Annotated in this window: 26 protein-coding genes; 8 read left to right on the forward strand and 18 right to left on the reverse strand. The window is 63.4% G+C overall.

Annotated elements, in window-relative coordinates; all coding sequences use genetic code 11:
- Nucleotides 1–58 precede the first annotated feature (58 nt).
- The 3 genes from mbfA to LGQ03_RS11915 all read left to right on the forward strand — a co-directional run bounded on the left by mbfA (nt 59) and on the right by LGQ03_RS11915 (nt 2,746).
- Nucleotides 59–1,036 carry an iron exporter MbfA gene (gene mbfA / locus LGQ03_RS11905; RefSeq protein ID WP_226748584.1) on the forward strand — a complete coding sequence of 326 codons (978 nt, stop codon included), beginning with the start codon at nt 59–61 and terminating at the stop codon, nt 1,034–1,036.
- 140 nt (nt 1,037–1,176) lie between these two features.
- Nucleotides 1,177–2,388, forward strand: coding sequence for a Coenzyme F420 hydrogenase/dehydrogenase, beta subunit C-terminal domain (locus LGQ03_RS11910; RefSeq protein ID WP_226748585.1), 1,212 nt, complete (start codon nt 1,177–1,179; stop codon nt 2,386–2,388).
- 22 nt (nt 2,389–2,410) lie between these two features.
- The gene (locus LGQ03_RS11915) at nt 2,411–2,746 is read left to right on the forward strand and encodes a DUF3140 domain-containing protein (RefSeq protein ID WP_226748586.1); all 336 of its coding nucleotides are present in this window, start codon (nt 2,411–2,413) and stop codon (nt 2,744–2,746) included.
- Here LGQ03_RS11915 and LGQ03_RS11920 read toward each other — a convergent pair.
- The 3 genes from LGQ03_RS11920 to LGQ03_RS11930 form a co-directional block, all read right to left on the reverse strand.
- Nucleotides 2,743–3,612, reverse strand: a complete 870-nt coding sequence (locus LGQ03_RS11920) for an NAD(P)H-hydrate dehydratase (RefSeq protein ID WP_226748587.1) — start codon at nt 3,610–3,612, stop codon at nt 2,743–2,745. The genes LGQ03_RS11915 and LGQ03_RS11920 overlap by 4 nt on opposite strands.
- Nucleotides 3,612–4,157 carry a cytochrome b gene (locus LGQ03_RS11925; RefSeq protein WP_226748588.1) on the reverse strand — a complete coding sequence of 182 codons (546 nt, stop codon included), beginning with the start codon at nt 4,155–4,157 and terminating at the stop codon, nt 3,612–3,614. Before LGQ03_RS11925 ends, LGQ03_RS11920 begins: the two co-directional genes overlap by 1 nt.
- Before the next feature lie 87 nt (nt 4,158–4,244).
- Nucleotides 4,245–5,105 (reverse strand): D-amino-acid transaminase, encoded by an 861-nt coding sequence (locus tag LGQ03_RS11930; RefSeq protein ID WP_090159854.1) that lies wholly within the window; start codon nt 5,103–5,105, stop codon nt 4,245–4,247.
- A gap of 115 nt (nt 5,106–5,220) precedes the next feature.
- Here LGQ03_RS11930 and LGQ03_RS11935 point away from each other — a divergent pair, with 115 nt between their 5' ends.
- Complete coding sequence (locus LGQ03_RS11935; protein WP_226748589.1) at nt 5,221–7,263, forward strand: tetratricopeptide repeat protein; 2,043 nt, start codon at nt 5,221–5,223, stop codon at nt 7,261–7,263.
- Here the strand turns inward: LGQ03_RS11935 and dgcA are convergent.
- The 4 genes from dgcA to LGQ03_RS11955 form a co-directional block, all read right to left on the reverse strand.
- Complete coding sequence (gene dgcA, locus LGQ03_RS11940; RefSeq protein WP_226748590.1) at nt 7,260–8,213, reverse strand: N-acetyl-D-Glu racemase DgcA; 954 nt, start codon at nt 8,211–8,213, stop codon at nt 7,260–7,262. The genes LGQ03_RS11935 and dgcA overlap by 4 nt on opposite strands.
- Nucleotides 8,214–8,264: 51 nt before the next feature.
- Nucleotides 8,265–9,266, reverse strand: a complete 1,002-nt coding sequence (dgcN, locus tag LGQ03_RS11945; protein ID WP_226748591.1) for an N-acetyltransferase DgcN — start codon at nt 9,264–9,266, stop codon at nt 8,265–8,267.
- A gap of 111 nt (nt 9,267–9,377) precedes the next feature.
- Nucleotides 9,378–10,709, reverse strand: coding sequence for an ammonium transporter (locus tag LGQ03_RS11950; RefSeq protein WP_090159850.1), 1,332 nt, complete (start codon nt 10,707–10,709; stop codon nt 9,378–9,380).
- A 31-nt stretch (nt 10,710–10,740) separates the two neighbouring features.
- Nucleotides 10,741–11,079, reverse strand: a complete 339-nt coding sequence (locus tag LGQ03_RS11955) for a P-II family nitrogen regulator (RefSeq protein ID WP_056035349.1) — start codon at nt 11,077–11,079, stop codon at nt 10,741–10,743.
- Between the two features lie 257 nt (nt 11,080–11,336).
- On the opposite strand from LGQ03_RS11955, the gene LGQ03_RS11960 reads away from it, so the two are divergent.
- A complete protein-coding gene (locus LGQ03_RS11960) occupies nt 11,337–13,451 on the forward strand; it encodes a transglycosylase domain-containing protein (RefSeq protein WP_226748592.1) in 2,115 nt (704 codons plus the stop codon).
- On the opposite strand, the gene LGQ03_RS11965 is transcribed toward LGQ03_RS11960, so the two are convergent.
- From LGQ03_RS11965 to otsB, 3 genes are all read right to left on the reverse strand, one after another.
- Nucleotides 13,448–14,374 carry a VOC family protein gene (locus tag LGQ03_RS11965; protein WP_226748593.1) on the reverse strand — a complete coding sequence of 309 codons (927 nt, stop codon included), beginning with the start codon at nt 14,372–14,374 and terminating at the stop codon, nt 13,448–13,450. The genes LGQ03_RS11960 and LGQ03_RS11965 overlap by 4 nt on opposite strands.
- A 100-nt stretch (nt 14,375–14,474) precedes the next feature.
- Nucleotides 14,475–15,842: an alpha,alpha-trehalose-phosphate synthase (UDP-forming) gene (locus LGQ03_RS11970; protein ID WP_226748594.1), complete on the reverse strand. Its 1,368-nt coding sequence runs from the start codon at nt 15,840–15,842 to the stop codon at nt 14,475–14,477.
- Nucleotides 15,839–16,570, reverse strand: a complete 732-nt coding sequence (gene otsB / locus LGQ03_RS11975) for a trehalose-phosphatase (RefSeq protein ID WP_226748595.1) — start codon at nt 16,568–16,570, stop codon at nt 15,839–15,841. Before otsB ends, LGQ03_RS11970 begins: the two co-directional genes overlap by 4 nt.
- Nucleotides 16,571–16,818: 248 nt before the next feature.
- On the opposite strand from otsB, the gene LGQ03_RS11980 reads away from it, so the two are divergent.
- Nucleotides 16,819–17,550: a Crp/Fnr family transcriptional regulator gene (locus LGQ03_RS11980; protein WP_090159845.1), complete on the forward strand. Its 732-nt coding sequence runs from the start codon at nt 16,819–16,821 to the stop codon at nt 17,548–17,550.
- Nucleotides 17,551–17,596: 46 nt separating this feature from the next.
- On the opposite strand, the gene LGQ03_RS11985 is transcribed toward LGQ03_RS11980, so the two are convergent.
- From LGQ03_RS11985 to LGQ03_RS12015, 7 genes are all read right to left on the reverse strand, one after another.
- The gene (locus tag LGQ03_RS11985) at nt 17,597–18,187 is read right to left on the reverse strand and encodes a hypothetical protein (protein ID WP_226748596.1); all 591 of its coding nucleotides are present in this window, start codon (nt 18,185–18,187) and stop codon (nt 17,597–17,599) included.
- Nucleotide 18,188: 1 nt separating this feature from the next.
- Nucleotides 18,189–18,767 (reverse strand): DUF3618 domain-containing protein, encoded by a 579-nt coding sequence (locus LGQ03_RS11990; protein ID WP_226748597.1) that lies wholly within the window; start codon nt 18,765–18,767, stop codon nt 18,189–18,191.
- Nucleotides 18,757–19,158, reverse strand: a complete 402-nt coding sequence (locus LGQ03_RS11995) for a phage holin family protein (RefSeq protein ID WP_157057457.1) — start codon at nt 19,156–19,158, stop codon at nt 18,757–18,759. The genes LGQ03_RS11990 and LGQ03_RS11995 overlap by 11 nt, the downstream gene beginning before the upstream one ends.
- Nucleotides 19,159–19,161: 3 nt before the next feature.
- Nucleotides 19,162–19,650, reverse strand: coding sequence for a hypothetical protein (locus LGQ03_RS12000; RefSeq protein ID WP_090159842.1), 489 nt, complete (start codon nt 19,648–19,650; stop codon nt 19,162–19,164).
- A 147-nt stretch (nt 19,651–19,797) separates the two neighbouring features.
- Nucleotides 19,798–20,811, reverse strand: coding sequence for a UDP-glucose 4-epimerase GalE (gene galE, locus LGQ03_RS12005; protein WP_226748669.1), 1,014 nt, complete (start codon nt 20,809–20,811; stop codon nt 19,798–19,800).
- 52 nt (nt 20,812–20,863) lie between these two features.
- On the reverse strand, nt 20,864–21,256 hold the full coding sequence (locus LGQ03_RS12010) for a rhodanese-like domain-containing protein (protein ID WP_226748598.1): 393 nt from the start codon (nt 21,254–21,256) through the stop codon (nt 20,864–20,866).
- Between the two features lie 9 nt (nt 21,257–21,265).
- The gene (locus LGQ03_RS12015) at nt 21,266–21,700 is read right to left on the reverse strand and encodes a hypothetical protein (protein WP_226748599.1); all 435 of its coding nucleotides are present in this window, start codon (nt 21,698–21,700) and stop codon (nt 21,266–21,268) included.
- 130 nt (nt 21,701–21,830) lie between these two features.
- Between LGQ03_RS12015 and LGQ03_RS12020 the strand changes: the two genes are divergently transcribed.
- Nucleotides 21,831–23,462 (forward strand): alpha-amylase family glycosyl hydrolase, encoded by a 1,632-nt coding sequence (locus LGQ03_RS12020; protein WP_226748600.1) that lies wholly within the window; start codon nt 21,831–21,833, stop codon nt 23,460–23,462.
- Nucleotides 23,463–23,515: 53 nt separating this feature from the next.
- Here the strand turns inward: LGQ03_RS12020 and rpe are convergent, their stop codons facing one another.
- Entirely contained in the window at nt 23,516–24,193 is a 678-nt protein-coding gene (gene rpe / locus LGQ03_RS12025) for a ribulose-phosphate 3-epimerase (RefSeq protein WP_226748601.1), read from the reverse strand.
- Nucleotides 24,194–24,409: 216 nt separating this feature from the next.
- On the opposite strand from rpe, the gene deoC reads away from it, so the two are divergent.
- Entirely contained in the window at nt 24,410–25,333 is a 924-nt protein-coding gene (deoC, locus tag LGQ03_RS12030) for a deoxyribose-phosphate aldolase (protein WP_319004496.1), read from the forward strand.
- The last annotated feature ends 32 nt before the right edge of the window (nt 25,334–25,365 follow it).

Genomic DNA, 25,365 nt, shown 5'->3' on the forward strand with positions numbered 1-25,365 from the left:
GGGCTTGTGCAGGCGCGGATTTCGGCTATTTTAGAATTATTCTAAATAAGGGGCCGCCATGATACCCGGTTTCAACCAGCGCCGCCGTTTTGCCGATCTGACCGAACAGGAAGTGCTGGCGCTTGCCATCTCCTCTGAGGAGGATGACGGGCGGATCTACCGCAGCTACGCCGAGATGCTGCGCGCCGATTATCCGGCCAGCGCGGCCGTGTTCGACGGAATGGCAGCTGAAGAGGATGGACATCGCCGGCGGCTGATTGATCTGCACCGCGACCGGTTCGGCGAGGTGATCCCCCTGATCCGGCGCGAACATGTATCCGGGTTCTACGCGCGCCGTCCGGTGTGGCTGACGGCCAATCTGCCACTGGAAACGATCCGTGCGCAGGCCAGCCAGATGGAACGGGATGCCGCACGGTTTTACACGCACGCGGCGCAGGCGACGACGGATGCGGCGACCCGGCGGCTGCTGGGCGATCTGGCCGCCGCAGAGAGTGGCCATATCGAAACCGCCGACCAACTGACACGCGACAATCTGGGTGCCACGGCCCTGAACGAGGAAGACGCCGCAGCCCACCGGCAATTCGTGCTGACATGGGTGCAGCCGGGGCTGGCCGGCCTGATGGACGGATCGGTCAGCACGCTGGCCCCGATCTTTGCCACCGCCTTTGCGACGCAGGATACGCATACGACATTTCTGGTTGGACTTGCCGCGAGTATCGGTGCCGGTATTTCCATGGGCTTTACCGAGGCTGCGTCCGACGATGGCCAGATTTCGGGGCGGGGATCACCGCTGAAGCGTGGAATCGCGGCGGGCGTCATGACGACTGTGGGCGGACTGGGTCACGCCCTGCCCTATCTGATCCCGGATTTCTGGACGGCCACGATCATCGCGATGATCGTTGTGTTTGTCGAACTCTGGGCGATCGCCTGGATCCAGAACCGCTATATGCAGACGCCGTTCCTGCGCGCGGCGTTCCAGGTGGTTCTGGGCGGCGCGCTGGTGTTCGGTGCGGGTGCGTTGATCGGGGCGGGATAGCCGATTTTTCGCGAAAAATCGGGCGGTTCCGCATTTTCGCGAAAATGCGGGGGCGCTGCGCGCCCTGTGAGTATTTTCAGCAAGATGATGCTGAGCGGCTTTCAACTTGGCCCGGCGCGGGGCAAGGTTTGCGGATGGACATGACGCCCGACACCCTGCGCGATGCCGCGCCCCGCAGCCTGTGCACCGATTGCGGGGTCAGTCGGATGGCCGATCCCGGCGCCTGCGGGGCGGCCTGCCAGTTCATCGCACCCGATTATCCACGCCTGGAACGGCAGGTTCACGGGCGTGATGCGGCACATTCGGGGGACGAGGCGTTTTTTGGGGTGACGCAGGCGATGTATCGTGCCGCAATGGTGCATCCGCGAGATGGGGCGCAATGGACCGGGATTACCACCTCACTGGCGGCTGATCTGTTGCGGCGCGGCATAGTGGACGCGGTGCTGGCCTGTGTCCCGGACGCAGAGGATCGCTGGGCACCGGTGCCCGCAATCCTGACCGAACCGGACGACTTGATACGCGCGCGCGGGATGCGCATGGGCTATGCGCCGCTGCTGGCCGCACTGGAGCCCGCGATTGCGGCAGGTCACAGGCGAATCGCGGTCGTAGGCATTCCCTGTCAGGTCTATGCCCTGCGCGCGATCGAGGCGCGGCTGGGGCTGGAGAGGCTGTATGTCATCGGCACGCCCTGTTCGGACAACACGACAACCGCCAATTTCCATGATTTCCTGGGCAGGCTGACGGACCGGCCGGACGAGGTGACCTATCTGGAATTTCGCGCGGATTTCCATGTGGAGCTGCGGTTTCGTGACCACAGCCGTCGCTTGATCCCGTTTCTGAAGCTGCCGATTTCGGATCTGCCGGATGATTTTTTCCCGCTGACCTGCCGGACCTGCGTCGACTACACGAACCGTCTGGCGGATATCACCGTCGGCTACATGGCGGGTGAAGGCGAACAATGGCTGATCGTGCGCAACGCGCGCGGGGCAGAGATGCTGGCGGGTCTGGGCGATGCCGTGCAATTGGCGGCACCGGGGTCGCGGGGCAAGCGTCGCAGTTCCGTGGCGGGGTTCATCGCGAATACGCGGCTGGCTGCGGGCGGTTTGCCACTGCGCCGGATGCCGGACTGGTTGCGCCCCGTCATGGGCTGGCTGATGCCGCGCATCGGACCCAAGGGGCTGGAATTCGCCCGCGCGCGGCTCGAGATGAAGGCCGCAGAATCGATCCTGCATCTGCGACGGGCCGCACCGGCCAAGATGAAGAACATGATCCCCGGTCACGTCTGGCGGATCGCCGCCCCCTACGACCTGACACCCCAGGCGGGGGAACAAAAGGATGACGGCACGCCTTGATCCCGCAACACAGGAGAATGGCATGTCATCAAAATCCAAGGAAACGATCTGGGACGAGTGGTGCGATCTGGTCAATATGGCGCCGCAAGAGCTGGAAGACTGGCTGAAGACAGACGAGAGCAAATCAGTCGGTGACAGCGATAGCGGCGAGAGCACCGGCCACGCATCCGGTCGTCGCATCGTCGAGATCAAACGTACCAACAAGGACGCGCTGACGGACGACCAGTGGGACCACATGGCCAAGGTCGTGGGCTACGTCAAACGTCACCTCTCCCAGGGGGGGCCGGACAATGATGTCGCACATTCCGATTGGCGCTATAGCCTGATGAATTGGGGGCACGATCCGCTGGAAGACTAAGGCTCTGACAGCATGGCCGAAAGGACGCGTGGCAGCGCATCGGGCAGGTCCTCTGAAACCAGGCCTGGACCCACGACGGCGGCACACTGCAAGTGCAGGTGCGCGCCGAGAGCCGCAGCACAGGCTGGCGCAAACCCACGTGCGAGCAAACCCGTGATGAACCCGGCCAGCACATCGCCAGCGCCAGCGGTTGCCAGCCATGCGGCATGCGGGATCCCGTCAGAGCTGACGACGACACAGGTGCCGTCCGGCTGTGCAACCAGCGTGTCCGGACCTTTGAACAGGACGACACAGCCAAGGTCACGCGCAGCGGTCCGGGCCAGCGTCACCCGGCAATCGGTCCGGTCAAACGCGCCGGGGATCAGTCGGCGCAGTTCCCCGGCGTGGGGTGTGAGCACGACCCGATCCGAGGCGCGCGCCGAAAACGCCTGACGATCCTGGGCGATCATGGTGATCGCATCCGCATCAAGGCAAAGCGGAACGCTCTGCGCCAGGACCACGTTGAGTTTCTCGCGCGCCGTGACCGACGTCCCGAAATTGGGACCAACGCAGATTGCATCAGGCGAAAGGACCGCCAATTGCCCTGCGAAACGTGGCGTTTGATCGTAGGTCTGCAGCATGATCGCGTTCAGCTGCGCCGCATGCGCATCGGCAGCATCCCGGTGTGCCAGCACAGTCACCAGCCCTGCCCCGATCCGCAGCGCGGCGCGCGCTGCCAGCCGCGCAGCCCCGCCCTGTAACGCAGGGCCAGCGCCGACGACCACATGACCATAATCGAACTTGTGGCGATGGCCCGACTTTGCCAGCCGGTCGCGATGATCGGCCGTGACCCGGAATGTCTCAAGGTCAGGCAAACCTGCCGTCATCAATGGCCGCCGGTCATGCGCTGCAGCGTGTGATCCTTTTGGATGATCCCGTGCCAGACGATCGCCATGGCGATGTGCCCTGCGATGAGGGCAAGCAGCAGCCAACCCATTTCACCGTGCCAATTGGCCGGAATTTGCATCCAGGCGATTTCGGTTTCGCGCGCCGGGAAAATCGGGATGCCGAAATAGCTGAAGCCACGTTCGCTGCCGGCCGATGCCAGCAGGCGCGTGAACGGCACCAGAAACATCAGCACATAGATCGCGACGTGACCAGCCAGCGCAGCGGTGCCGACCGCACCGCTGTGCGGCGGACGGTTGGGTATGTTCAGCAGACCCCATATGCCGCGCAGCGCGACCAGGACAAAAAGCGTCGCACCAAGGTTGGTGTGATAGCTCCAGAGGGTTTCGCGCAGTGCATTTTCGCGTTCCAGCAGGGCGCGGGCCGCAGCCGAAGCGAATTGTGCCGCAAAGAGCAGGGCCATGCCCCAGTGCAGAACGCGGGAAATGACGCCGTAGCGGGTCGGTGTATCCTTGATCGTCGCCATCTTGGCCTCCTTGCTCTGGATCAAGGATAGTGGGCAAGGACCATTCGACAATGCACGATTTGGAACCGTCCGTCGTGTCGGCAAAAATCAGACGGCGGCCTTGCGGCTTTCTTCCAGATAGATTTCGCGCAGACGGGTCGCGACAGGCCCCGGGGTGCCGGTGCCGATCGCCGTGCCGTCCAGTTCCACCACGGGCATGACGAATGTACTGGCCGATGTGATAAAGGCCTCGTCGGCCTCCAGCGCCTCTTGAATCGTGAAACTGCGTTCCTCGACCTTCATCTGGGCCTCGCGGGCGAAACGCAGGACAGCGGCACGGGTGATGCCGTGCAGGATCTCGTTGCCCAAGTGGCGCGTGATGATCGTGTTGCCCTTGACGATATAGGCGTTGTTGGACGTGCCTTCGGTGACGTGACCGTCCTCGACCATCCAGGCGTCATCCGCGCCCGCCGCCTTGGCCATCATCTTGCCCATGGACGGATACAGTAGTTGCACCGTCTTGATGTCGCGGCGCCCCCAGCGCTGGTCGGCGATGCTGATCACCTTCATGCCGGTCTGCGCCATCGGGCTGTCGGCCATGCCGGGTTTCGCCTGCGTGAAAAGCACCAGTGTGGGCGGCGTATCGGCGGGCGGATAGGCAAAGTCGCGGTCGCCGGGATTGCCGCGCGTGATCTGCAGATAGATCATCCCGTCAGTGATCTCGTTGCGGCGCACCAGCTCACGGTGCACCTCCAGCAGGTCATCCTTGGACGACGGATGGGCCATGTCCAGTTCATCCAGTGACCGTTGCAGCCGCACCGCGTGGCCGTCAAAGTCGATCAGCTTGCCGTCCAGCACGCTGGTCACCTCGTAGATGCCGTCAGACATCAGGAACCCGCGGTCAAAGATCGAAACCTTGGCCTCGTGCTCGGGCAGGTAGTCGCCATTCAGGTAAACGGTGCGGGTCATGGGCGGGCCTTTCGCTGGTGCCCGGTGGTTATCCAAAGAGTGGCGGGTCTTGTCCAGAGGGGGCGGTTGTCGCAGCCCGTTTCCTGCGGTTAACATCACCGTGTCAGGGGAAAAGATGAGCCGCACTTTACTTGCCCAGCACGGGACCGAATTTTGCCTTGCCGCAGCGGGGATTGCCGCCGCTGGCGTCGGGGCTGCGACGGTGCCCGCCGCCGTGTTGCTGGCAATGGGCGCCGAAAAATGGTCACTGTCCGACAGGCGCACCCTGAGCAAGGCGCGTGACCGGGCAACAGCGGCGCTGTTTGCCGAAGGCGCGATTACCGATGCCGATGCAGAGGTGGTGTCTGATTATCTGCGCGGCGGACGCGGTGCGGTCGCGCTGGACGCGCACACCATGGTGACAGCTTTTGCCACCGATGATCCTGGCGCGGTGCTGGCACAGGCCGCGTTCGGCAGTGCACTGGCGGCGGAAACGGACGGCGTGCGCCTAGCCCTGCGGCTGACGTTGGAGTCAGCGGCACGGGTGCTGCGCGACGGCAATTCTGCGCAGGCCTTTACGGCAGAGGGCGTCAGCGCGCTGCTGCGCAGTCAGGGTGTTTTGCTCGCGCAAGGCGCTGCAATCAAATCCGACACGGCGGCCCTGCGCGAAGAGACCGCCGCAATGAAGGCGATGATCGCGCAACTGACGGCAGAGGTGCGCGGCGACGCAGGCCTGTCTGACGACATCAAACGTATGGCGCAGAATGAAAAATTGCTGATCGCACTGGCGAAACGCTATGCCGAAGGCTCGCCACAGGATTTCGACGGTGCCCTGCGCGGCCTCGAACGCGCGTTAGAGGTGGCGGCCAACCGCCGTGCCCCGTCGAACCTGCCGTCAGAGGTCGACGCCATCGTGGCAGAGGCGGACCGCCTGTCCGACGCGGGCGAACTGGACGCGGCCCTTGCGCATATGCAAAACGCCCTCGCCGACAGCGCCGACCGCATCGCGCGCGAGGAACAGGCCCGTGCGCAACTGGTGAACAGCGCGATTGCCAAGGCCACGCTGGCCCGCAACGCCGATGTGCTCGCCGATCTGCTGGTCGCACGGATTACGGAAAATGGCGGCACGCAGGCAGAGCAATTTGCGGCGGTGCTGGCGGAGCAGGATATCTGGTACGAACGCGGCCGAGACCAGGGGCTGTCCTTTGATCTGGATGTTGCGATTGCGGTGGCGCATCAATCCATGGCGCTCGCAGAAAACGTAGCTCAGCGTGGCGCTGCTGCTAATTTGCTAGGCAACGCGCTGCAAACCCGCGGCATCCACGCCAGCGACACCGACCTGCTGGAGCAGGCGGTCGCCTCATATCGCACTGCATTAACGGAACGGACGCAGGATCGAGTACCGCTGGAATGGGCCGCAACCCAGAACAATCTGGGTGCAGCGTTGACAATCCTCGGCGAACGCGCCGCCGACACCGATCTGCTGGAACAGGCAGTCACCGCATATCGCGCTGCACTAACGGAGTGGACGCAGGACTGCGTGCCGCTGGACTGGGCCATGACGCAAAACAATCTGGGCAACGCGCTGCAATTCCTCGGCATCCGCGCCAGCGACACCGATCTGCTGGAACAGGCCGTCGTCGCCTTTCGCGCTGCACTGACGGAATGGACGCAGGACCGCGTGCCGTTGAAATGGGCCATGACGCAAAACAATCTGGGCAACGCGCTCAATATCCTCGGCACCCGCACCAGCGACATTGATCTGCTGGAACAGGCCGCAACAGCATTCCGCGCCGCGCTGACGGAAAGGACGCAGGACCGCGTGCCGCTGGACTGGGCCACGACGCAGAACAATCTGGGCAACGCGCTGACGTCCCTCGGCCACTTGGCAAGCGACACCGACCTGCTGGAACAGGCCGTCACAGCATTCCGCGCCGCACTGACGGAACTGAGGCAGGACCGCGTGCCGCTGCAATGGGCCATGACGCAGGAAAATCTAGCGCTGGCATTTGAGGCATGGGCGTCGTTGATCGACGACGCGGAGGCAACCGCCCATCTGCAAACGGCGCTGACACACGTGGACGCGGCCTTGACCGTGTTTTCAAAAAAACAAACGCCCTATAATCACGACAAAGCCACCCGCCTGCGCGACGACATCCGTGCCAAACTGCGCCCCTAGCCCCACAACCCCGCGTCCGGCGCATGCACGCCGTCCCCGTCGAACACCAGCGGCACCGGGCGGTCCTCGGCCAGCAGCAGCGGACCGTCGAGGTCGACGAACGCCGCACCCGGCGTCAGCAGCGTCGCGGGGGCCATGGCCAGCGACGACCCGACCATGCAGCCGACCATCACGCTGAACCCTTGGGCCAGTGCGGCCTCCTTCAGCGCCAGCGCCTCGGTCAGCCCGCCGGTCTTGTCCAGCTTGATGTTCACCATGTCGTATTTGCCCGCCAGCCCCGCCAGCGACGCGCGGTCGTGGCAGCTCTCATCCGCGCAGACGGGCAAGGGGCGCGCGATTTCGCCCAGCATGTCGTCGGCCCCGGCGGGCAGCGGCTGTTCCACCATTGCCACGCCGAGGCGCAGCAGATGCGGTGCGAGGTCGGCATAAACCTCTGCCGTCCACCCCTCGTTCGCGTCGATGATGATCCGCGCGTCGGGCGCGCCACGGCGCACCGCCTCCAGCCGTGGCATGTCATCGGGCGTGCCCAGCTTGATCTTCAGCAGCGGTCGGTGTGCGTTTCTGGCGGCCTGCGCCTGCATCGCATCGGGCGTGTCCAGCGACAGCGTATAAGCGGTGACGGCAGGCGCGGGTGCCCCCTGCCCGATCAGGTCCCAGACCCGCACCCCCGCCTTCTTCGCCGCCTGATCCCACAGCGCACAATCCACCGCGTTCCGCGCGGCCCCGGCGGGCAAGGCGTCCTGCAGGTCCGCGCGGCTGATCCCCTCGGGCAAGCCCGCAATCTGTGCGGTCACACTGTCCAGCGTCTCGTCATACCGCGCGTAGGGCACGCATTCACCCCAGCCGTCGCCCGCGCGCACGGTCAGCACCTGTGCCTCGGTCCGTGACCCGCGCGAGATCGTAAAGACCTGCGCCAACCGGAATGTATCCCGCGTCACCTCAAGCATCATCTTGCCCCAAATACTCCTGCCGGAGGCATGGGATTTGCGCAGCAAATTCCATCACAGCGCCAGCAACGCGTCGACCAGACGATCGGCACCCTGACGGAACGGATCGACAGTCGGCAGGCCCAATTCACGTTCGACACCGGCCAGATAATCCTCGAACACATCGTCGCCCAGACCAGAGGTATTCACCGAAATACCCACCACCTGACAGGCCGGGTTCGCCATCCGCGCCAGTTGCAACGCCAGATCGCGCAGATCCGCCAGCTTCGGCACCGCATAGTCCGGCAGGCCGCGCATGTGGGGTCGGGTGGGTTCGTGGCACAACACCAGCGCGTCGGGCTGGCCGCCGTGGACCAGTGCCATCGTCACACCGGAATAGCTGATATGGAACAGGCTGCCCTGCCCTTCGATATGGTCCCAGTGATCGGGGTCGTTATCTGGCGTCAGCCATTCGACCGCACCGGCCATGAAATCGGCGACCACGGCATCCAGCGGCACACCTTCGCCCGTGATCAGGATTCCGGTCTGACCGGTGGCGCGGAACGACGATTTCAGGCCGCGCGCCTTCATCTCGGCATCCATGGCGAGGCCGGTGTACATCTTGCCCACGGAACAATCGGTACCTACGGCAAGGCAGCGCTTGCCGCTACGTTTTACGCCGTTGGCGATCGGGTAGGCGACGGTTGGCACGCGCACATCATGCAAGGTGCGGCCGTGCGCTGTTGCAGCGGCGACCAGATCGGCGTCGTCGCGCAGCAGGTTATGCAGGCCGGACGCCAGATCATAGCCAGCGGCAAGCGCGTCGAGCAGGACCGATTTCCACAATGGAGAAATCCTGCCACCCCGGTTGGCCACGCCGATCACCAGCGTCTGCGCACCGGCGGCGCGACCCTCGGTCAGTGTCATGTCGGGCAGTTTCATGTCGGCCTGACAGCCGTCCAGGCGCAACTGACCCAGCGCGTATTGCGGACGCCAGTCACGGATGCCCTGTGCGACCTTGGCCGCCAGAGGGTCGGGCGCATCGCCCAGAAACAAGAGGTATGGCGTGTTGATCATGGTGATATCCTGTGGAGGTTGGTCTCTGTCTGACACAGTGCTTGCGGCTTGAAAAACAAAAAACCCGGGCGCGAACGCCCGGGTCAGGAATGCAAGGGTTAGAGGGGAGGGTTAACCCTTTGCAAAATCCGGGTAGGCTTCCATGCCCAGCTCGGAGGTGTCGAGACCGTTGATCTCTGCCTCTTCGCTGACGCGGATGCCGGTCACGGCCTTGAGGATGAACCAGACGATGCCGGCGACCACGAAGGTGAACACACCGTAGGCAATGATGCCCGTGATCTGTGCGCCCCAGTTGCCGGTGTAGAAGGCAACTGCCAGCGTACCCCAGATACCTGCAAACAGGTGGACGGGGATGGCACCGACGACGTCGTCGATCTTCAGCTTGTCCAGCAGCGGCACGGTGAACACGACGATTGCGCCACCCACAGCACCCGTCAGCAGCGAGCCGAACAGGGACGGTGCAAGGGGTTCGGCCGTGATGGACACCAGACCGGCAAGGCAGCCGTTCAGCACCATGGTCAGGTCGACCTTCTTGTACAGGACCTGCGTCAGGATCAGCGCGGTGACGGCACCAGCCGATGCGGCCATGTTGGTGTTGGCAAAGATACGACCCACGTCGGTGATGTCGCCCACGGTGCCAGCAGCCAGCTGCGAACCACCGTTAAAGCCGAACCAACCCAGCCACAGGATGAACGTACCCAGTGTTGCAAGTGCGAGGTTGGAACCGGGCATCGGCACAGTGCGGCCGTCCTTGTACTTGCCGATACGCGGACCCAGGATCAGCGCGCCAGCCAATGCAGCCCAACCACCGACAGAGTGCACGATCGTGGAACCTGCAAAGTCGGAGAAGCCCATTTCGGACAGCCAGCCGCCACCCCACTGCCAGGAACCCGAGATCGGGTACATAAAGCCGGTCAGCACGATCACGAAGATCAGGAAGGGCCACAGTTTGATCCGTTCGGCCAGAGCACCGGACACGATGGATGCGGTGGCGGCAACGAACATCAGCTGAAAGAAGAAGTCGGATGCGACGGATGCGTAATCCAGCGATGCGTCGGCAGCGGCCAGACCAACGGGTTCCAGAACCGTCGGCACAAAGTTGAACGCAAAGTAGCCGTTGAATTCACCGGGATACATCAGGTTGAAACCGACCAGCCAGTACATGATGGCCGCGATGGAAAACAGCGCGATGTTCTTGGTCAGCTGCATCGTCACGTTCTTGGACCGCACGAGACCAGCCTCGAGCATGGCAAAACCTGCTGCCATCCAGAACACCAGAAAGCCGCCCACGAGGAACAGCAATGTGGTCATGATATAGGGGCCGATTTCGTCGAACGACGGCGCGGCGGCGGCTTCTTCGGCGACCTCTTGAGCGAAGGCAACCGCGGGCAGGAATGCCAGTGCGGCCCCGCCCCAAAGTGCTTTGTGAAGTGTGGTTTTCATTTCGGAAAATGTCCCTTTACTGAAGGCCGCTTTACAGCGCGTCGTCGTTCAACTCGCCGGTCCGGACGCGCAGCGCGCCTTCGACGTCGAGGGTGAAAATCTTGCCGTCACCGATCTTGTCGGTCTTGGCGGTGGTTGCGATGGTGCTGACCACCTGTTCGGCCATGTTGTCAGGCACGACGATCTCGAGCTTGACCTTGGGCACGAAGTTCACGGCGTATTCCGCGCCGCGGTAGATTTCGGTGTGACCCGACTGCGAGCCGAAGCCCTTGATCTCGGAGACCATCATGCCGCGCACGCCGATGGTGGTCAGCGCCTCGCGGACCTCCTCCAGCTTGAACGGTTTGATCGTTGCAATGATGAGTTTCACTTAATCGCCCTCATGTAATGGGGCAGGCCACGCAGGGGCCCGCGGTTAGGATGGGACGATCAAGGACTCGCGGTTGCGTGATAGCCAAGTTTTCAAAGGGTAAATAAAACGGCGCTACAGAGCATGCGTTATAGTTTTTGCACAAATTTGTATCTTTGCCCGTTTTTTGTGCACCTCAAAAATATGCGATGCTGGCGGGACAACCGGGTTGCGGACCGCTATGGTAAGCAAAACCAAGAAATGCTGATCGCAGGCCCATGAGCAAGAATCGCAAGACATCGCGCCCTTTGGTGGCGGAACGCCGGGCGGCAAAGCCCAAGCCCGCAAAGCGCAATGCAGCCCCGCGCCCCCGCAAGAAACGCGGTCTGGTGGGCTGGTTGCTGTTTCCATTTACCTGGACGCTGCGGATGGTGTTTCGCATTGGCATCGCTGTCGCAGTGATCGGCGTCATCGCGCTTGCCATCAAAGTGCAGTGGGACGCATCGCGCATGCCCGCGTTCGAGGAAATGGTGGATGGTCGCACACGCGGATCGGTCACGCTGCTGGACCGCGACGGCGATGTCTTTGCATGGCGCGGGGATCAATATGGCGGTATGATCAAGTCGGACGAGGTGTCAGGCTATCTACATGACGCGGTCATCGCGACAGAGGATCGCCGGTTCTACAGCCACTTTGGCGTCAGCCCACGCGGTATAGCCAGTGCTGTTCGCATCAACCTGCGCGAAGGACGCGGCCCGTTGTCCGGCAACGGTGGGTCCACGATCACGCAGCAAACCGCGAAACTGCTGTGTCTCGGCGTCGACTACGATCCTGCGTTTTGGGACAGCGAACGCGCCTACGAGGCAGATTGCCGCGAGTCGACAATCCAGCGCAAGATCGATGAGGCAATTTACGCGCTGGCAATGGAACGCGCCTACTCCAAAGAGGAAATCCTGTCGATCTACATGAACCGCGCCTATCTGGGCGAAGGCGCGCGCGGGTTCGAGGCCGCGGCACAGCGCTATTTCGGCAAATCCGCACGCAGCGTCGACCCGGCAGAGGCCGCGATGTTGGCCGGATTGCTCAAGGCACCGTCGTCCTATGCGCCGACCAACAACATGGGCCGCGCCGTGGACCGCGCGGCGGTCGTCGTCGGCCTGATGGAGGATCAAGGCTATATCACATCCGCGCAGGCGGATGAGGCGCTGGCCAATCCAGCACAGCTGTCGCAGGCGGCACAGGCCCGTGCAGGCGGATATTTCGCCGATTGGGTCATGGGACAGGGGCCGGATTTCTTTACCCGCAACACGACCGAGGACGTGGTGATCCGCACCACGCTGGACCAGGACATCCAGACGGCTGCGGAAACCGCACTGCTGTCGGTCTTTGACACCAAACTGTCAGAAGGGTCAGAAGTCGAAGCAGCCGTGGTCGTCATGTCGGCGGATGGTGCCGTGCGCGCCATGGTCGGTGGACGCGATGTGCGCGCGCAAAGCGCGTTCAACCGCGCGACACAGGCCCGCCGCCAGACCGGATCGGCGTTCAAACCGTTCATCTATGCAACGGCGCTGGACCTTGGGTTTTCGCCCAATGACTTGATCGACGACGTGCCGTTGACCATCACGATCCCCGGATCGGGGCCGTGGCAGCCCGAAAACTATGACCGCCAGTTCAAGGGTCCGGTGACACTGTCACAGGCCCTGTACGAAAGCCGGAACATCCCCGCCGTCGTCCTGTCCGAAGAGGTCGGCCGCGAGCTGGTCAGCAAGATTGCCGAAGGATTCGGGATCGACAGCGAATTGGCCGCGGGGCCTGCGCTGGCGCTGGGTGTATCCGAAAGCACCCTGATCGAGATGTCGGGGGCCTATGCGGGCATCCTGAACGGCGGGTCGGCGGTGGAACCCTACGGGTTGCTGGACCTGCGGTTGCAGGGGGACGATGCCCCGTTGATGGACAACGTAGGCACGGGCATGCAGGAACGGGTGATCCAGGAACGCGCGGCGCGACAGCTGACCTACATGATGAACCAGGTCGTCGTGCGCGGTACGGGCACGCGCGCGCAGATCGACGGCTGGGAACTGGCCGGCAAATCGGGCACGACGAACAGCCAGCGCGACGCCTGGTTCATCGGGTTCAACGCGGATTACGTCGTGGGCGTCTGGATGGGGTTCGATGACAACAGCCCCATGCGGGGCGTCACGGGCGGCGGCATTCCCGCGGACATTTTCCGCGACACGATGCGGCGTGTGGTCGCCGGGCAGCAGCCAAAGCCGCTGCCCATGGACATCCCCGGCCCGGCCCGCAATGGCACCTTGTCCAATTCGGGGATCGCGGCGGATAGCCAGATCCTGAACGTGTTGGACAATATCCTGGGCGGGCTAGGCGGCAATTAACCCAGCGGCTGCAAATGCTGTTCCAGCTGCGCGCGCAAATGCTCGTGCTGGCTGGGCAGCTTGAGCGCGTCGCCAAGGTTTGCCGTGTCCTCGTCGCGGTCAAAGCCGGGTTCATTCGTGGCGATTTCGAACAGCACGCCGCCGGGGGTGCGGAAATAGATCGCCCAGAAATAGTCCCGGTCGATCACGGGCGTGACGGCATAGCCTGTGTCGATCAGTTTCTGCCGGACCGCGACCTGTGCTGCGCGATCCTCGACCGCGAATGCGATGTGGTGGACCGATCCGGCCCCGGCCCGCGCCTCTTGCACACCCGAGGCCTGCACCAGATCAATGGTATCGGCGGGATTGTCGCCCGCGATGACATAGCGGGTCACACCGTCGCGGGTGTCCAGTTTTTCATAGCCCATGTAGGTCAGCAGTTCGGCCATGGCACCCGTGTCGGCCAACCGCATGGACGCACCCCGGAATCCGCGGATCGCATGGTCGGATCCGACGCCGTTCCCGGTCCAGGGGGTCCGGGGATCATCCGCCACCTCTGACAGGGCGAATGCCTCGCCGTCGTCACTGCGAAAGGTCAGGCGGTTTTCACCAAACTGCGTGTCGCGCGCCAGGTTTTCGGCACGCCCCGCCAAACGATCGGCCCAGAAATCGAGCGATCCCGCAGGCACGGCGAACACGGTTTCACCGACCTCGCCCACGCCCGGGGTGCCGCGCGCGGCGCGCTGGAACGGGAAATGGGTCATGACCGTGCCGGGGGTGCCGACCTCGTCGCCGTAATACAGATGATAGACATCCGGCGCGTCGAAATTGACCGTCTTTTTCACGCGGCGCAGGCCTAGCGCGTCGGTAAAGAACGCGTTGTTGCGCGCGGCGTCAGACGCGATGGACGTGACGTGGTGCAGGCCTTTGATCTGGGTCAGCATGGTCGTGCTCCTGTGCTAGGTTGCCAGATAGGTAGCTTGCGATTGCGCATCCGCACAGGTCGATGGGCCCTCAGAAATTGTGCAGGGATGCACAGACGGATCAGGCCCGCGCGGCCGAGAGGCGGTCCATCGTATCAAGGTAGCTGCGTGTCCAATGGGCGACGTCCTTGCGGAACACCCCCCGCGCCAGCGCCTGATGCCGGTCGATCCGTTCCTCCAGCGGCATGGCCAAAGCTTGCCGCAGCGCCCTTGCCATTTCGCCGATGTCATAGGGGTTCACGATCAGCGCAGAGGCCATCTGTTCCACGGCCCCCGCAAACTGCGACAGGATCAGCACGCCGGGGTCATCCGGGTCCTGTGCGGCCACGAATTCCTTGGCCACAAGGTTCATGCCGTCGCAGAACGGCGTGACGAACCCCACGTCGGCGGCACGGTAAACGGCGGCTAGCGTGTCACGCGGCACGCCGCTGTGGATATAGCGGATGGGCGTCCATCCCAGATCGGAATGCAGGCCGTTGACCTTGCCGGCGGTGCGTTCCAGATCCTCGCGGATCTGCTGGTAGGCGTCGACCTCTTCGCGCGTGGGCGGCGCAATCTGTAGCAGCGACGCCTTGGGCGCATCCTCGGCGCGGTCACGCAGGTAACGGCCGAAGGCGCGCAAGCGGTTATCCAGCCCCTTGGAATAATCCAGCCGGTCGACCCCGATTACCAGCCGTTCGTCGGGGGCAAAGTTCAGCAGTGCGCGACCGTCGATCCGGGCGGCCTCTTCGGCAAAGGCCGCGGCGTCGATCCCGATGGGAAAGCTGCGCACCTCGAACCGGCGTTCGCGATAGGAAATCGTGCCGTCGCGCAGCAGCTCGGCCCCCGGCAGGCCACGCAGCATTTCCAGTGCCGCGGCCACGTCGCGCTGCGTTTGCAGGCCGAACAGGTCGAACCCCGCCATCCAGTGCGGAAACAGGTCATGCTGCGGCAGGGCCATCATGTCGTGTGTCGCGGGGAACGGGATGTGATGAAAATAGCCGATGGTCGCGGTGACGCCTTCGGCGCGCAGGCAATCGGCCAGCGGCAGGAAGTGATAGTCGTGAATCCAGATGCGATCATCGGGGCGCAGCTCTGCCGCCATCATCCGCGCCAGTCGCCGGTTCACCTGCATGTAGGTGTCGTAGTCGCCCGCGTTCAGCGCCATCAGGTCCGCCCTGCGGTGACACAGGGGCCAGAGCACCGAATTGGCATAGCCCAGATAATAGCCCTGCTGTTCGGCCGGGCTGAGGTCAAAGGTCCGCATGGTGTAGCCGTCACCTTGCACCTGGGCAAAGCTGTCGTCAGGATCATCAGTGATCCGACCCGAGGTGCCGAACCACAGCCCACCCGTTGCCCGCAGACAATCATGCAGCGCAACAACCAATCCCCCGGACGGCGGCCCGTCAGACGGGACGCGGTTCGAAACGACGACCAGCCGCCCGGTCATGGCTGCACCGCCCAGCGCCGCAACAGCGCGTGAACATCTGACGGCGCATCCAATCGGTGCGGGGCGATGGTGTCACCCTCGCCTACCCTGATACAAATTCCGTTCATGGTCTGGGCGACCTCCATCGCTTCCTCGTCTGTTGTGTCATCACCGATCACGACGGGTCGGACGTCATCGGGCTGCCCGTCCATCAAGGCCTGCACGGCACCGGCCTTGGACGCGTCGGCAGGCCGGATTTCCCACGCCATTTTCGACGCGTGCAGGACCAGATCAGGATGGCCTGCGATCATGTCCGACAGTGCAGCCCGGACCGCCGGCCCCTTGGTCGGGGCCGCGCGGTAGTGCACGACAGCGCCCGTTTTCTTGCGTTCCAGCAGCAGTGCCGGCTCGGTCGCGACCAGATCGGCGGCGGCGGCCTGCACGGCGGCCACGGTCGCGCTGCCCGCCAAAGGATGGGGCCGGTCGATGCCGTCCACCCGGGATTCCGCCCCGTGTGCGCCATAGATTGCACCGGGAAACGTCGGCAGAAAATGCGCGATCTGCGCCACCTCGCGGCCTGACACGATTGCAAGCCGTCCCTGCGTCCGGTCATGCAGACCCGCCAAGAGCGTCGGCAAATCGTCGGGGACATGGATTGCATCAGGTGTCGGCGCAAGGTCGACCAACGTGCCGTCGAAATCAAGAAACAAATAGAGCCTGCGCAGGTCGAGCGTGGCGAGTTCGGTCATGGAATCGGTCACAGTCGCTGGGGATTTGCCCCCACCATGCCCCCCTTGATCCCAGATGACCAGATGCCGCACCCGATCACCAGGGCGTTAACTGCCGCAACGTCAACCATCGATCCTGCAAAAAAGCTAGACCAGTTTAATCTAGTTAATACCGTGACACTTTTGCCCTGCCTACAACACGCTTAAGAGATTGCCCCCGCCAGTCGCCGTTTTCGCGGTGGCCAGCCGATATACTGGATTCGAAAATCATGAAAACTTCTGGACAAAGCGCGTTCCTGACGCGGATGACCCATCTGGCAGAGCTGTCGTTGTCCGACCGTGCGGCACTCGCGGCGCTGGAACAGAACCCGACCCAACTGGCCAAACGTCAGACCGTATTCGCACCCGGATCACCTGACGACCGCATTGCGATCATCCGGTCGGGTCTGGCAATCACACGCATCATGTCGGGTAGCCAGACGACCATCGCGCAGCTGTTCATGGCGGGGGAAGTGGTCGGATTGTCGGAACTGGGTTTCAGCAGCGCGCTGTACCAGACCACGATGCAGACCGATGGCACCGTCAGTCTGATCAGTCGCAAACGACTGGGCGACCTTGCGCGCACGAATCCGCGTATCTTTGCAATGCTGCTGTCGATGGCGAGCCTTGATTCCGTGACGCTGCTGGACCGGCTGCATGCGGTGACCCGCTATTCCGCCGAAGATCGTCTGATGCATTTCCTGCTGACCGTGCAGGCCAAGACCGATCAGGTCAGCGAGCAGGGATCGGACCGATTCCCCATGCCGTTGTCACAAAAAGAGATTGGCGACGTTCTGGGCCTGACGGATATCTATGTGAACCGGCTTTTGCGAAACCTGCAAAAACGCGGTGCATTGGAAATCGCGCGGCCCTATTTCAGGATCATCGACAAGGCGGCGTGGGTTGCGCAACTGGACTACAAAGATCGCTTCTCGGCGGTCGATTTCAGCTGGGCTGGATAAAGAAAAGGGGCGCTGCGGTCATCCGCAGCGCCCCTTTTTTCGCGGCTTAGTGTTTGGCCGCAGATTTTGTCTTGGCCTTGACCTCTTTGGCCGAAGACCGCGCCTTGGTTTCGACCTCGTGTGCGGCATCCTTGGCCGCCTCTGCCGCGTCATCGACGGCGGATCGTGCCGCGCGGGCTGCCGTGTCCGTCACATCGCGTGCCGCTGATGTCATTTCGGTCTGCGCGGTGTCCAGCGCGGCGCGGGCGCGGCTGCTTTCCTCCTGAAAGATGCGCTCGGCCTCGTCCATCAGGGCATCGCGCTGCGCGCCCAGATAGGAATTTTCGGTGCGCGTCTTGGGCAAGAGTGCCGCAACGGCGGCACCCAGCGCAAAGGCCAATGCGCCGATCACCAGCGGTTGCCGGTCGAACAGATCTGTCGCCGCATCCGACCCGTCGTGCATCGCACGGCGCGCGCTGCGTTGGGCGCTGATGGCGCGTTCGCGGGCCGCGATCACGCGGGCGCGGGCCGCCTCGGACAGATGTTCGGTGCCTTCGGCCAGACGGTGCCGCAGATCGTCGATGCGGCTGTTGGTGTCAGATGCGGTGTCGCCGGGGGCGCCGGGCACCATTGCGGGGGTGGGACGTGTATCGGTCATGTCAGTTCCTTTCTGTCGCGCCAGCATTGCTGCGCGTCGTCAGTTCATCATCGGCACGCGCCCAGGACGGGCGCGGATCCTGTATTGGTGTCGGTGCGACACCCAGCGCCGCGGTATCGCGGGCCCAGCGGTCCGCATCGCGTTCCAGTTCAGCCGCCGCCATATCCGCAGGCGACAGGTCATAATCCGTCACGCCGCGCACTGGCGCGGATTTGGTCGGCGCATAGCCGACGCGGCGTTTGGGTTCGGGTTTCAACGCACTGTAGGCGAGCCAGGCAAGGCCAAGTCCCGTCACCGCAAGCGGCCAGGGGTTCTTGCGCGTGGTTCGGGCGACGGTCGTTCCGGCCCGATTCAACTGCGTGCGCAGTTCGGCACCGACCACGCCCGTCACCTCGACCACCTGACCGCGCAGGCTGCGTTGCAGTTCGTCGATCTGGCTGCGGACCTGCTGGCGCACCTCGTCCATCAGGCCATCGACGGTCAGCCGATCCTGCAAGGCGTCCAGATCACGGGTCAGGCGCGCGCGCTCTGCCTCGATTTCCTTTTCGATTTCGCCCGGGGTGCGATTGTCAGCGGTCATTGTAGGCCTCCTTCATCATCGCGGCATCACGTTTGATGTTCCGTGCCGCACGCGAGGGTGCGAGGCTGGACAGCTTCAGACGCTTGACCCCGATCACGGCAAAGATGACCGCAGCCACCAGCGTGATGACACCGATGATCAGCGTCGCCAGTATTTCGGCCACGCCCGCCAGCACCAGGGCACTGACGGCAGTGGTGACCAGAACGGTTAGGGCGATGAACAAAAGCACCAACCCCACGACGATCAGCGCGAGCGCGCGGGCTGCACGCTTGAGGTTTTCGTCGACCTCGGCACGGGCCAGGTCGACCTCTTGGCGCAACAGGTTGCCGATGCTGTTCAATACGTCGGACAGCAGCGAACCTGTGCTGCGCGGGTCCTTGGATGTCTGCATGGGTTACCCCCGACCGACGATATCGTCGGGATCAGTGTCGCGCCCATAGTCGGTCCCGTAGTCGTCGTGACGTTCGGACGCTTTGGCAAAGCGGCTGATGGCGAAACCAGCCAGTGCGGCACCGGCGAGGAATGTCAGCGGATGACGCCGTGCAAAATTGCCGGCGTCGCTGACAACCGTTCCCAGATCCTTGTTGCCGATGGTTTCGGACACATCGGCCAGCGAATTGGCAATCTGTCCAAAGGTGCGTTCCTGCGGGCTGCCGTCGCGACTTTCGTCAGCGGCGCGGCGCAGGGCTGCGGCGACGTTGTTCACCTCGCCTGCGGCCGCACTGCGGGCGGCCTTGGCGCGGGCGGTCACTTCGGACTTGACCGTTTCGCGCGCATCTTCTGCGACGGATTTAGCATGTTCCTTGACGTCCTCTACCACGCTCTTGGCCTGGGCCTTGGCGTCGTTCACGGCGTCGTCGATCTCTGTTTTGGCGTCTGCCATCGTACTATCCTTTCGGCTGCGCGAGCGCATGACCGCCGGGTGGTCACGTCATCCTCACGAAACATTCATTGTGGATACAATGCGCGGGGCGCAGGAATGTTCCTGCGTCCTGCGACCGAATGTCACGATGGCAATACTATGGCAGGTTCAGTCGCCGTAGCCGTCAGGGTTCGCGCTTTGCCAGGCCCAGGTGCTGGCGGCCATGTCGTCCAGCGTGTGCGTGGCCTGCCATCCCAGTTCGGCCTGCGCACGCGACGCATCCGCCTGCATTTTCGCGATATCACCCAGACGACGCGGGGCAATGGCCGTGGGGATCGCCTGCCCAGAGGCGCGGCGAAAGGCGGTCACCATCTGCATCACGCTGTAGGGCTGACCGGTGCCGATGTTGAACGCGCGCGCACCCGTGTGCCCGGCCGCGTAATCAAGTGCTGCGACATGGGCGCGGGCCAGATCGACCACATGGATATAGTCGCGTTCCCCCGTGCCGTCGGCCGTGTCGTAATCATCGCCAAAGACCTGCAACTTATCGCGCTTGCCCACGGCAACCTGTGCGATGAACGGCATCAGGTTGTTGGGATAATCGGCCGGGTCCTCGCCCATCCGGGCCGACGCATGGGCCCCCACGGGGTTGAAATATCGCAGCAGCACGGCGCTGGCCTGGCTGTTGGCCGCTGCCCAGTCGGTCAGCACGTGTTCCGCCATCAGTTTTGTGCGGCCATAGACCGACATCGGGTTGGTGGGGTGCGCCTCGTCGTAGGGCAGGTATTCGGGTTCGCCGTAAACCGTGGCAGAACTGGAAAAGATGATGCGCCGCACACCGTGCCGGTCCATCGCATGCAGCAGGGCCAATGTGCCCGCCACGTTCACGTCGTAGTAGTCGACGGGTTTGCGCCCGCTTTCGCCCACGGCCTTGAGACCCGCGAAATGGATCACCGCCTCGGGCGCGAAATCGGTCATCACCGCATCAAGTGCGGATGCATCCCGGATATCGCCCGTGACGCAGGACACCTTGCCGTTGGTCAGGCTGCGCACCCGGTCGAGGACAACGGGTTTCGCGTTCGTGAAATTGTCCAGCACGCAGACCTCGTGCGTCTGCCCCAGCAGTTCGATCAATGTATGGCTACCGATGTAGCCTGCCCCGCCGGTGACCAATACGCGCATCATGACCCCTCGTGTCGTATGAAGCGTGGTTTAGGCGGTCGCGGGCCGCAGTTCAATCGCGCGGTTCGGGGTGTGCCACCGGGCCACCTACTGCCGTCCAGCCGCCGAACCCTTCGGTGATGTGGGACGCAACGAACCCCATGTCCTGCAAGGTCGCAACCGTCAGCGCCGACCGCCAACCCGAGGCGCAGTAGAAAACGAACCGTTTGTCCTGCGCAAAGATATCCTTGTGATACGGGCTGGTCGGATCAACCCAGAATTCGGCCATGCCACGCGGACAGTGGAAACTGCCGGGGACATAGCCGTTCTTGCGTTCGCGCACATCGCGCAGGTCGACGAACACCACGTCAGGGTCGCCGGTCAAGGTCAGGGCCTCGGTCGCCGGGATCTGCGTGATCCGCGCACGGGCGGCGGCAACCATGTCTGCGACGGGCGTAATGGCCATGTCAGCCCCCTATGGAATGATGTCGTGGCGACGGGCGTAGGCGGCACAGCCCAGCAGGATCAGCGCCACCATCAGCGTGAACAGCATCGTGGCCAACCGTTCCGGCCCCATGACGGCGAACAGGCCGTAGGCGGCATTGCCCGCGATCATCACGCACAGCGCCACGACCGACAGCGCAAACCGAACCACCCCGCCCTGCGCGCGTTGCAGCACGCGGATGCAGCCGATTACGCCGAACAGGACACCCAGCGCAAAGGCCGCCTCGAGCCAGCGTGGCTGGTTCGCCATCAGCGCAGCCTGTGCAGCGGTCATGCCCTGCGACACATAATCATCGGCGGTGCGACCCATGCCGCCCAGAAACTGGATCACGCCAAACACGTTCCACAGCAATCCCAGCATGATCGTCACGCTGAACCACAGCGGTGCCTTTTTCCGTTCCGTCATCATCATCCCTCGTTTTGCAACGTTGTGCTTTCTCGCGCGGTGCCATGCAAGGCAAAGCGGGCGGCGGGCCTTGCGTGGATTTGTGATTGCGCTACCACCGCCCTGACACCACGTTTCATCGGAGGCATTCATGAGCACGCGAGAATGGTGGCGCGACGCCGTCATCTACCAGATCTATCCCCGGTCCTATCAGGACAGCACAGGTGACGGCGTGGGCGACCTGCCCGGCATCACCCGCCGCCTGCCGCATATCGCCTCGCTCGGCGTGGATTGCATCTGGCTGTCGCCGATCTTTACCTCGCCGATGGCCGACATGGGCTATGACGTGTCGAACTATACCGACATCGATCCGCTGTTCGGCACGCTGGACGATTTCGACGAGATGCTGAAAACCGCCCATGATCTGGGGCTGAAGGTGATCGTGGATCAGGTGCTGTCGCATACCTCTGACCAGCACCCGTGGTTCATCGAATCGCGCAAGGATCGCGACAACCCAAAGGCCGACTGGTACGTCTGGGCCGACCCGCTGGAGGACGGCAGCCCGCCCACGAACTGGCACAGCCATTTCGGCGGACCCGCATGGGAATACGACGCGACCCGGCGGCAATATTATCAGCACAATTTCCTGACCAGCCAACCGGACCTGAATTTCAACAACCCCGATGTGCAGCATGCCATTCTGGACACTTGCAAATTCTGGCTGGATCGCGGGTTGGACGGGTTTCGTCTGGATACCGTCAACTACTACGTCCACGACGCACAACTGCGATCCAATCCCCCTGCCCCGCGCCCCGAGGGGATGATCGTCATGTCATCCGACCTGTTCGGCATGCAGGACAACATCTACAACAAGAACCGCCCCGAGAACGTGTTGTTCATCGAACGGCTGCGGGCGCTGGCCGATCAGTATGACGAGATCATGATGGTGGGCGAGGTGGGCGACCACGGCCAGCGCAGCATCGACCTGATGGCCGATTACACCAAGGGCAACGGCAGGCTGCACATGGCCTACAGCTTTGCCATGCTGTCGGATGAATTCACGCCCGCGCATTTCCGCAACTGCATCGAAAGCTTTCAGGCAGGCGCGCCGGATGGTCATCCCGAATGGTCATTCTCGAACCACGACGTCGTGCGCCATGTGTCGCGCTGGTCGAAATACGCGGTATCAGAGGATGCGATGGCCCGTCTGTCGGCCGCGATGCTGTTCAGCTTTGAAGGCACCATCGGGATCTATCAGGGCGAAGAACTCGGCCAGTTGGAAACCGTCATGGAATACCATGAACTGACCGACGCGCAGGCGATCCGCTACTGGCCGGGGATCAAGGGGCGCGACGGCTGCCGCACGCCCATGGTCTGGGAGTCGGATGCCCCCAACGCCGGGTTTACCGATGGCACACCCTGGTTGCCGATCAAGGCACCACAGGCGGCGCATGCGGTCGACCTGCAAGAGGCCGCAAACGACAGCGTGCTGCATTTCTACCGCGACATCATCGCATTCCGCCGGGCACATCCCTGCATGACGCGCGGCAAGACGACGTTCCTCGACCTGCCCGATCCCGTGTTGGGCCTGCGACGCAGCGTGGACGGTCGGCATCTGACCTGCCTGTTCAACCTCCGCACCGATGCGGTGACATTGCAGGTTTCGGGTGCGGCCAGCATCACGGGACCGCATGACGCAACACTGGCGGACGGCACGTTGACCCTGCCGGGCAGCGGGTTTGTATACCTTGATCACGCAGACACGGTGACGATCAGCGCGTAGCGGGTCGGCGGGCGGGGCGTCTTTCGCGTCAGCGAAACAGCGGCGTCCCGCCGTCAGCCTGCGGCGGCGCGAATGGCCTGCATGTTCGCGCCGTAAACCTCCGGCTTGTCGACCGATCCGCCCTTGAACACGGCAGAGCCTGCGACCAGCACATCGGCGCCAGCCGCCCGCACCAACGGAGCGGTCACGGGATCAACACCACCGTCAATCTCGATGTGCACCGCGCGGTCGCCGATCATGGCGCGCAGCTTGGCCACCTTGGCCGTCATGTCGATAAACTTCTGCCCACCGAAACCGGGGTTCACCGTCATCACGCAGATCAGATCGGCCATATCCAGCAGATCGGCCACGGCCTCGGCCGGGGTGCCGGGGTTCAGGGCCACGCCCGCCTTCATCCCCGCCGCGCGGATCGCCTGAAGCGTGCGGTGAATATGAGGTCCGGCCTCGATATGCGCCGTCAAGATATCGGCCCCCGCATCGGCGTAGGCGTCGATATAGGCATCCACCGGCGAGATCATCAGATGCACGTCCATCACCGTTTTCACATGCGGACGGAACGCCTTGACCGCAGGCGGGCCAAAAGTGAGATTCGGCACGAAATGGCCATCCATGACGTCGACATGCACCCAATCGGCGCCCTGCGCCTCGATCGCGCGGATTTCCGCACCGAAATTGGCAAAATCCGCCGACAGGATCGAAGGGGCGATTTTCAGGCTGCGATCAAAACTCATGGGGCGCTCCGGCGTTGTTTGGCCTGCTGTATCGGCAAATGCCCGCCTCGTCACCTCCCTGACGCTGCGTCGACGCCTTTTGACCATTCGGTCAAACCTTGCGCCGCAGGCGTACCCGTGCCACGGTTTCGCAAACAGTTGACGAGGCCGCCCGTGACCCTGCAAGACACGACCACTGCGCACCTGCCGCAGGTGCATCTGCCCCGCAATCCCGGAATGCCGCTGGACATGGACTGGGTGATGCGCGCTCAGGCGAATACCTCCGCAATCGAGCGGCGCGCCGCCAGCCTGCCGGGCCGTCGCAGCGTGAAAAAGGATTATCAAGCCGCTTGGCTGTGCAAGGCCATCAGCCTGATCGACCTCACGACACTCGCGGGTGACGATACTGACGCCCGCGTGCGCCGCCTGTGCGCCAAGGCCCGCAAGCCGGTGTCCGCCCCGCTGCTGGATGCCCTGGGGATGACCGGCCTGACCACGGGGGCGGTCTGCGTCTATCACGACATGGTGCCGGTGGCTGTCGATGCTTTGGCCGGGTCCGGTATCCCGGTCGCTGCTGTGTCCACCGGATTTCCGGCGGGTCTGTCGCCGTTCCACCTGCGGCTGGCCGAAATCGGCGAAAGCGTCGCCGCGGGCGCGCAGGAAATCGACATCGTCATCAGCCGCCGCCATGTGCTGACCGGAAACTGGCAGGCGCTTTACGATGAAATGGCGCAGATGCGCGCCGCCTGCGGCGCGGCCCACGTCAAGGCGATCCTGGCGACGGGCGAGCTGGGCACACTGCGCAACGTCGCCCGCGCCTCGCTGGTGTGCATGATGGCAGGTGCCGATTTCATCAAGACCTCCACCGGCAAGGAAGGCGTCAACGCCACCCTGCCCGTGACCCTCACCATGATCCGCGCGATCCGCGACTATCATGCGGCAACAGGGATCTGCGTCGGCTATAAACCCGCCGGCGGCATTTCCAAGGCTAAGGACGCGCTGGTCTATCTGTCCATGATCAAGGACGAGCTGGGCGACCGCTGGCTGCAACCCGATCTGTTCCGCTTTGGCGCATCGTCCCTGCTGGGCGATATCGAACGGCAATTGGAACATCACGTCAGCGGCAGCTACTCTGCCGGATGGCGTCACGCGATGGCATGACCGTCGTATTTTGAGTATTTTTGGCAAGATGA

This window comes from Loktanella gaetbuli (assembly GCF_020531945.1).
In the GTDB taxonomy this organism is placed as follows: domain Bacteria; phylum Pseudomonadota; class Alphaproteobacteria; order Rhodobacterales; family Rhodobacteraceae; genus Loktanella; species Loktanella gaetbuli.

Bases quoted from the DNA above. Each gene is read 5' to 3' on its own strand.
- mbfA (WP_226748584.1), top strand. From the start codon at position 59: ATGATACCCGGTTTCAACCAGCGCCGCCGTTTTGCCGATCTGACCGAA.
- LGQ03_RS11910 (WP_226748585.1), top strand. From the start codon at position 1,177: ATGACGCCCGACACCCTGCGCGATGCCGCGCCCCGCAGCCTGTGCACC.
- LGQ03_RS11915 (WP_226748586.1), top strand. From the start codon at position 2,411: ATGTCATCAAAATCCAAGGAAACGATCTGGGACGAGTGGTGCGATCTG.
- LGQ03_RS11920 (WP_226748587.1), bottom strand. From the start codon at position 3,612: ATGACGGCAGGTTTGCCTGACCTTGAGACATTCCGGGTCACGGCCGAT.
- LGQ03_RS11925 (WP_226748588.1), bottom strand. From the start codon at position 4,157: ATGGCGACGATCAAGGATACACCGACCCGCTACGGCGTCATTTCCCGC.
- LGQ03_RS11930 (WP_090159854.1), bottom strand. From the start codon at position 5,105: ATGACCCGCACCGTTTACCTGAATGGCGACTACCTGCCCGAGCACGAG.
- LGQ03_RS11935 (WP_226748589.1), top strand. From the start codon at position 5,221: ATGAGCCGCACTTTACTTGCCCAGCACGGGACCGAATTTTGCCTTGCC.
- dgcA (WP_226748590.1), bottom strand. From the start codon at position 8,213: ATGATGCTTGAGGTGACGCGGGATACATTCCGGTTGGCGCAGGTCTTT.
- dgcN (WP_226748591.1), bottom strand. From the start codon at position 9,266: ATGATCAACACGCCATACCTCTTGTTTCTGGGCGATGCGCCCGACCCT.
- LGQ03_RS11950 (WP_090159850.1), bottom strand. From the start codon at position 10,709: ATGAAAACCACACTTCACAAAGCACTTTGGGGCGGGGCCGCACTGGCA.
- LGQ03_RS11960 (WP_226748592.1), top strand. From the start codon at position 11,337: ATGAGCAAGAATCGCAAGACATCGCGCCCTTTGGTGGCGGAACGCCGG.
- LGQ03_RS11965 (WP_226748593.1), bottom strand. From the start codon at position 14,374: ATGCTGACCCAGATCAAAGGCCTGCACCACGTCACGTCCATCGCGTCT.
- LGQ03_RS11970 (WP_226748594.1), bottom strand. From the start codon at position 15,842: ATGACCGGGCGGCTGGTCGTCGTTTCGAACCGCGTCCCGTCTGACGGG.
- otsB (WP_226748595.1), bottom strand. From the start codon at position 16,570: ATGACCGAACTCGCCACGCTCGACCTGCGCAGGCTCTATTTGTTTCTT.
- LGQ03_RS11980 (WP_090159845.1), top strand. From the start codon at position 16,819: ATGAAAACTTCTGGACAAAGCGCGTTCCTGACGCGGATGACCCATCTG.
- LGQ03_RS11985 (WP_226748596.1), bottom strand. From the start codon at position 18,187: ATGACCGATACACGTCCCACCCCCGCAATGGTGCCCGGCGCCCCCGGC.
- LGQ03_RS11990 (WP_226748597.1), bottom strand. From the start codon at position 18,767: ATGACCGCTGACAATCGCACCCCGGGCGAAATCGAAAAGGAAATCGAG.
- LGQ03_RS11995 (WP_157057457.1), bottom strand. From the start codon at position 19,158: ATGCAGACATCCAAGGACCCGCGCAGCACAGGTTCGCTGCTGTCCGAC.
- LGQ03_RS12000 (WP_090159842.1), bottom strand. From the start codon at position 19,650: ATGGCAGACGCCAAAACAGAGATCGACGACGCCGTGAACGACGCCAAG.
- galE (WP_226748669.1), bottom strand. From the start codon at position 20,811: ATGCGCGTATTGGTCACCGGCGGGGCAGGCTACATCGGTAGCCATACA.
- LGQ03_RS12010 (WP_226748598.1), bottom strand. From the start codon at position 21,256: ATGGCCATTACGCCCGTCGCAGACATGGTTGCCGCCGCCCGTGCGCGG.
- LGQ03_RS12015 (WP_226748599.1), bottom strand. From the start codon at position 21,700: ATGACGGAACGGAAAAAGGCACCGCTGTGGTTCAGCGTGACGATCATG.
- LGQ03_RS12020 (WP_226748600.1), top strand. From the start codon at position 21,831: ATGAGCACGCGAGAATGGTGGCGCGACGCCGTCATCTACCAGATCTAT.
- rpe (WP_226748601.1), bottom strand. From the start codon at position 24,193: ATGAGTTTTGATCGCAGCCTGAAAATCGCCCCTTCGATCCTGTCGGCG.
- deoC (WP_319004496.1), top strand. From the start codon at position 24,410: ATGCCGCTGGACATGGACTGGGTGATGCGCGCTCAGGCGAATACCTCC.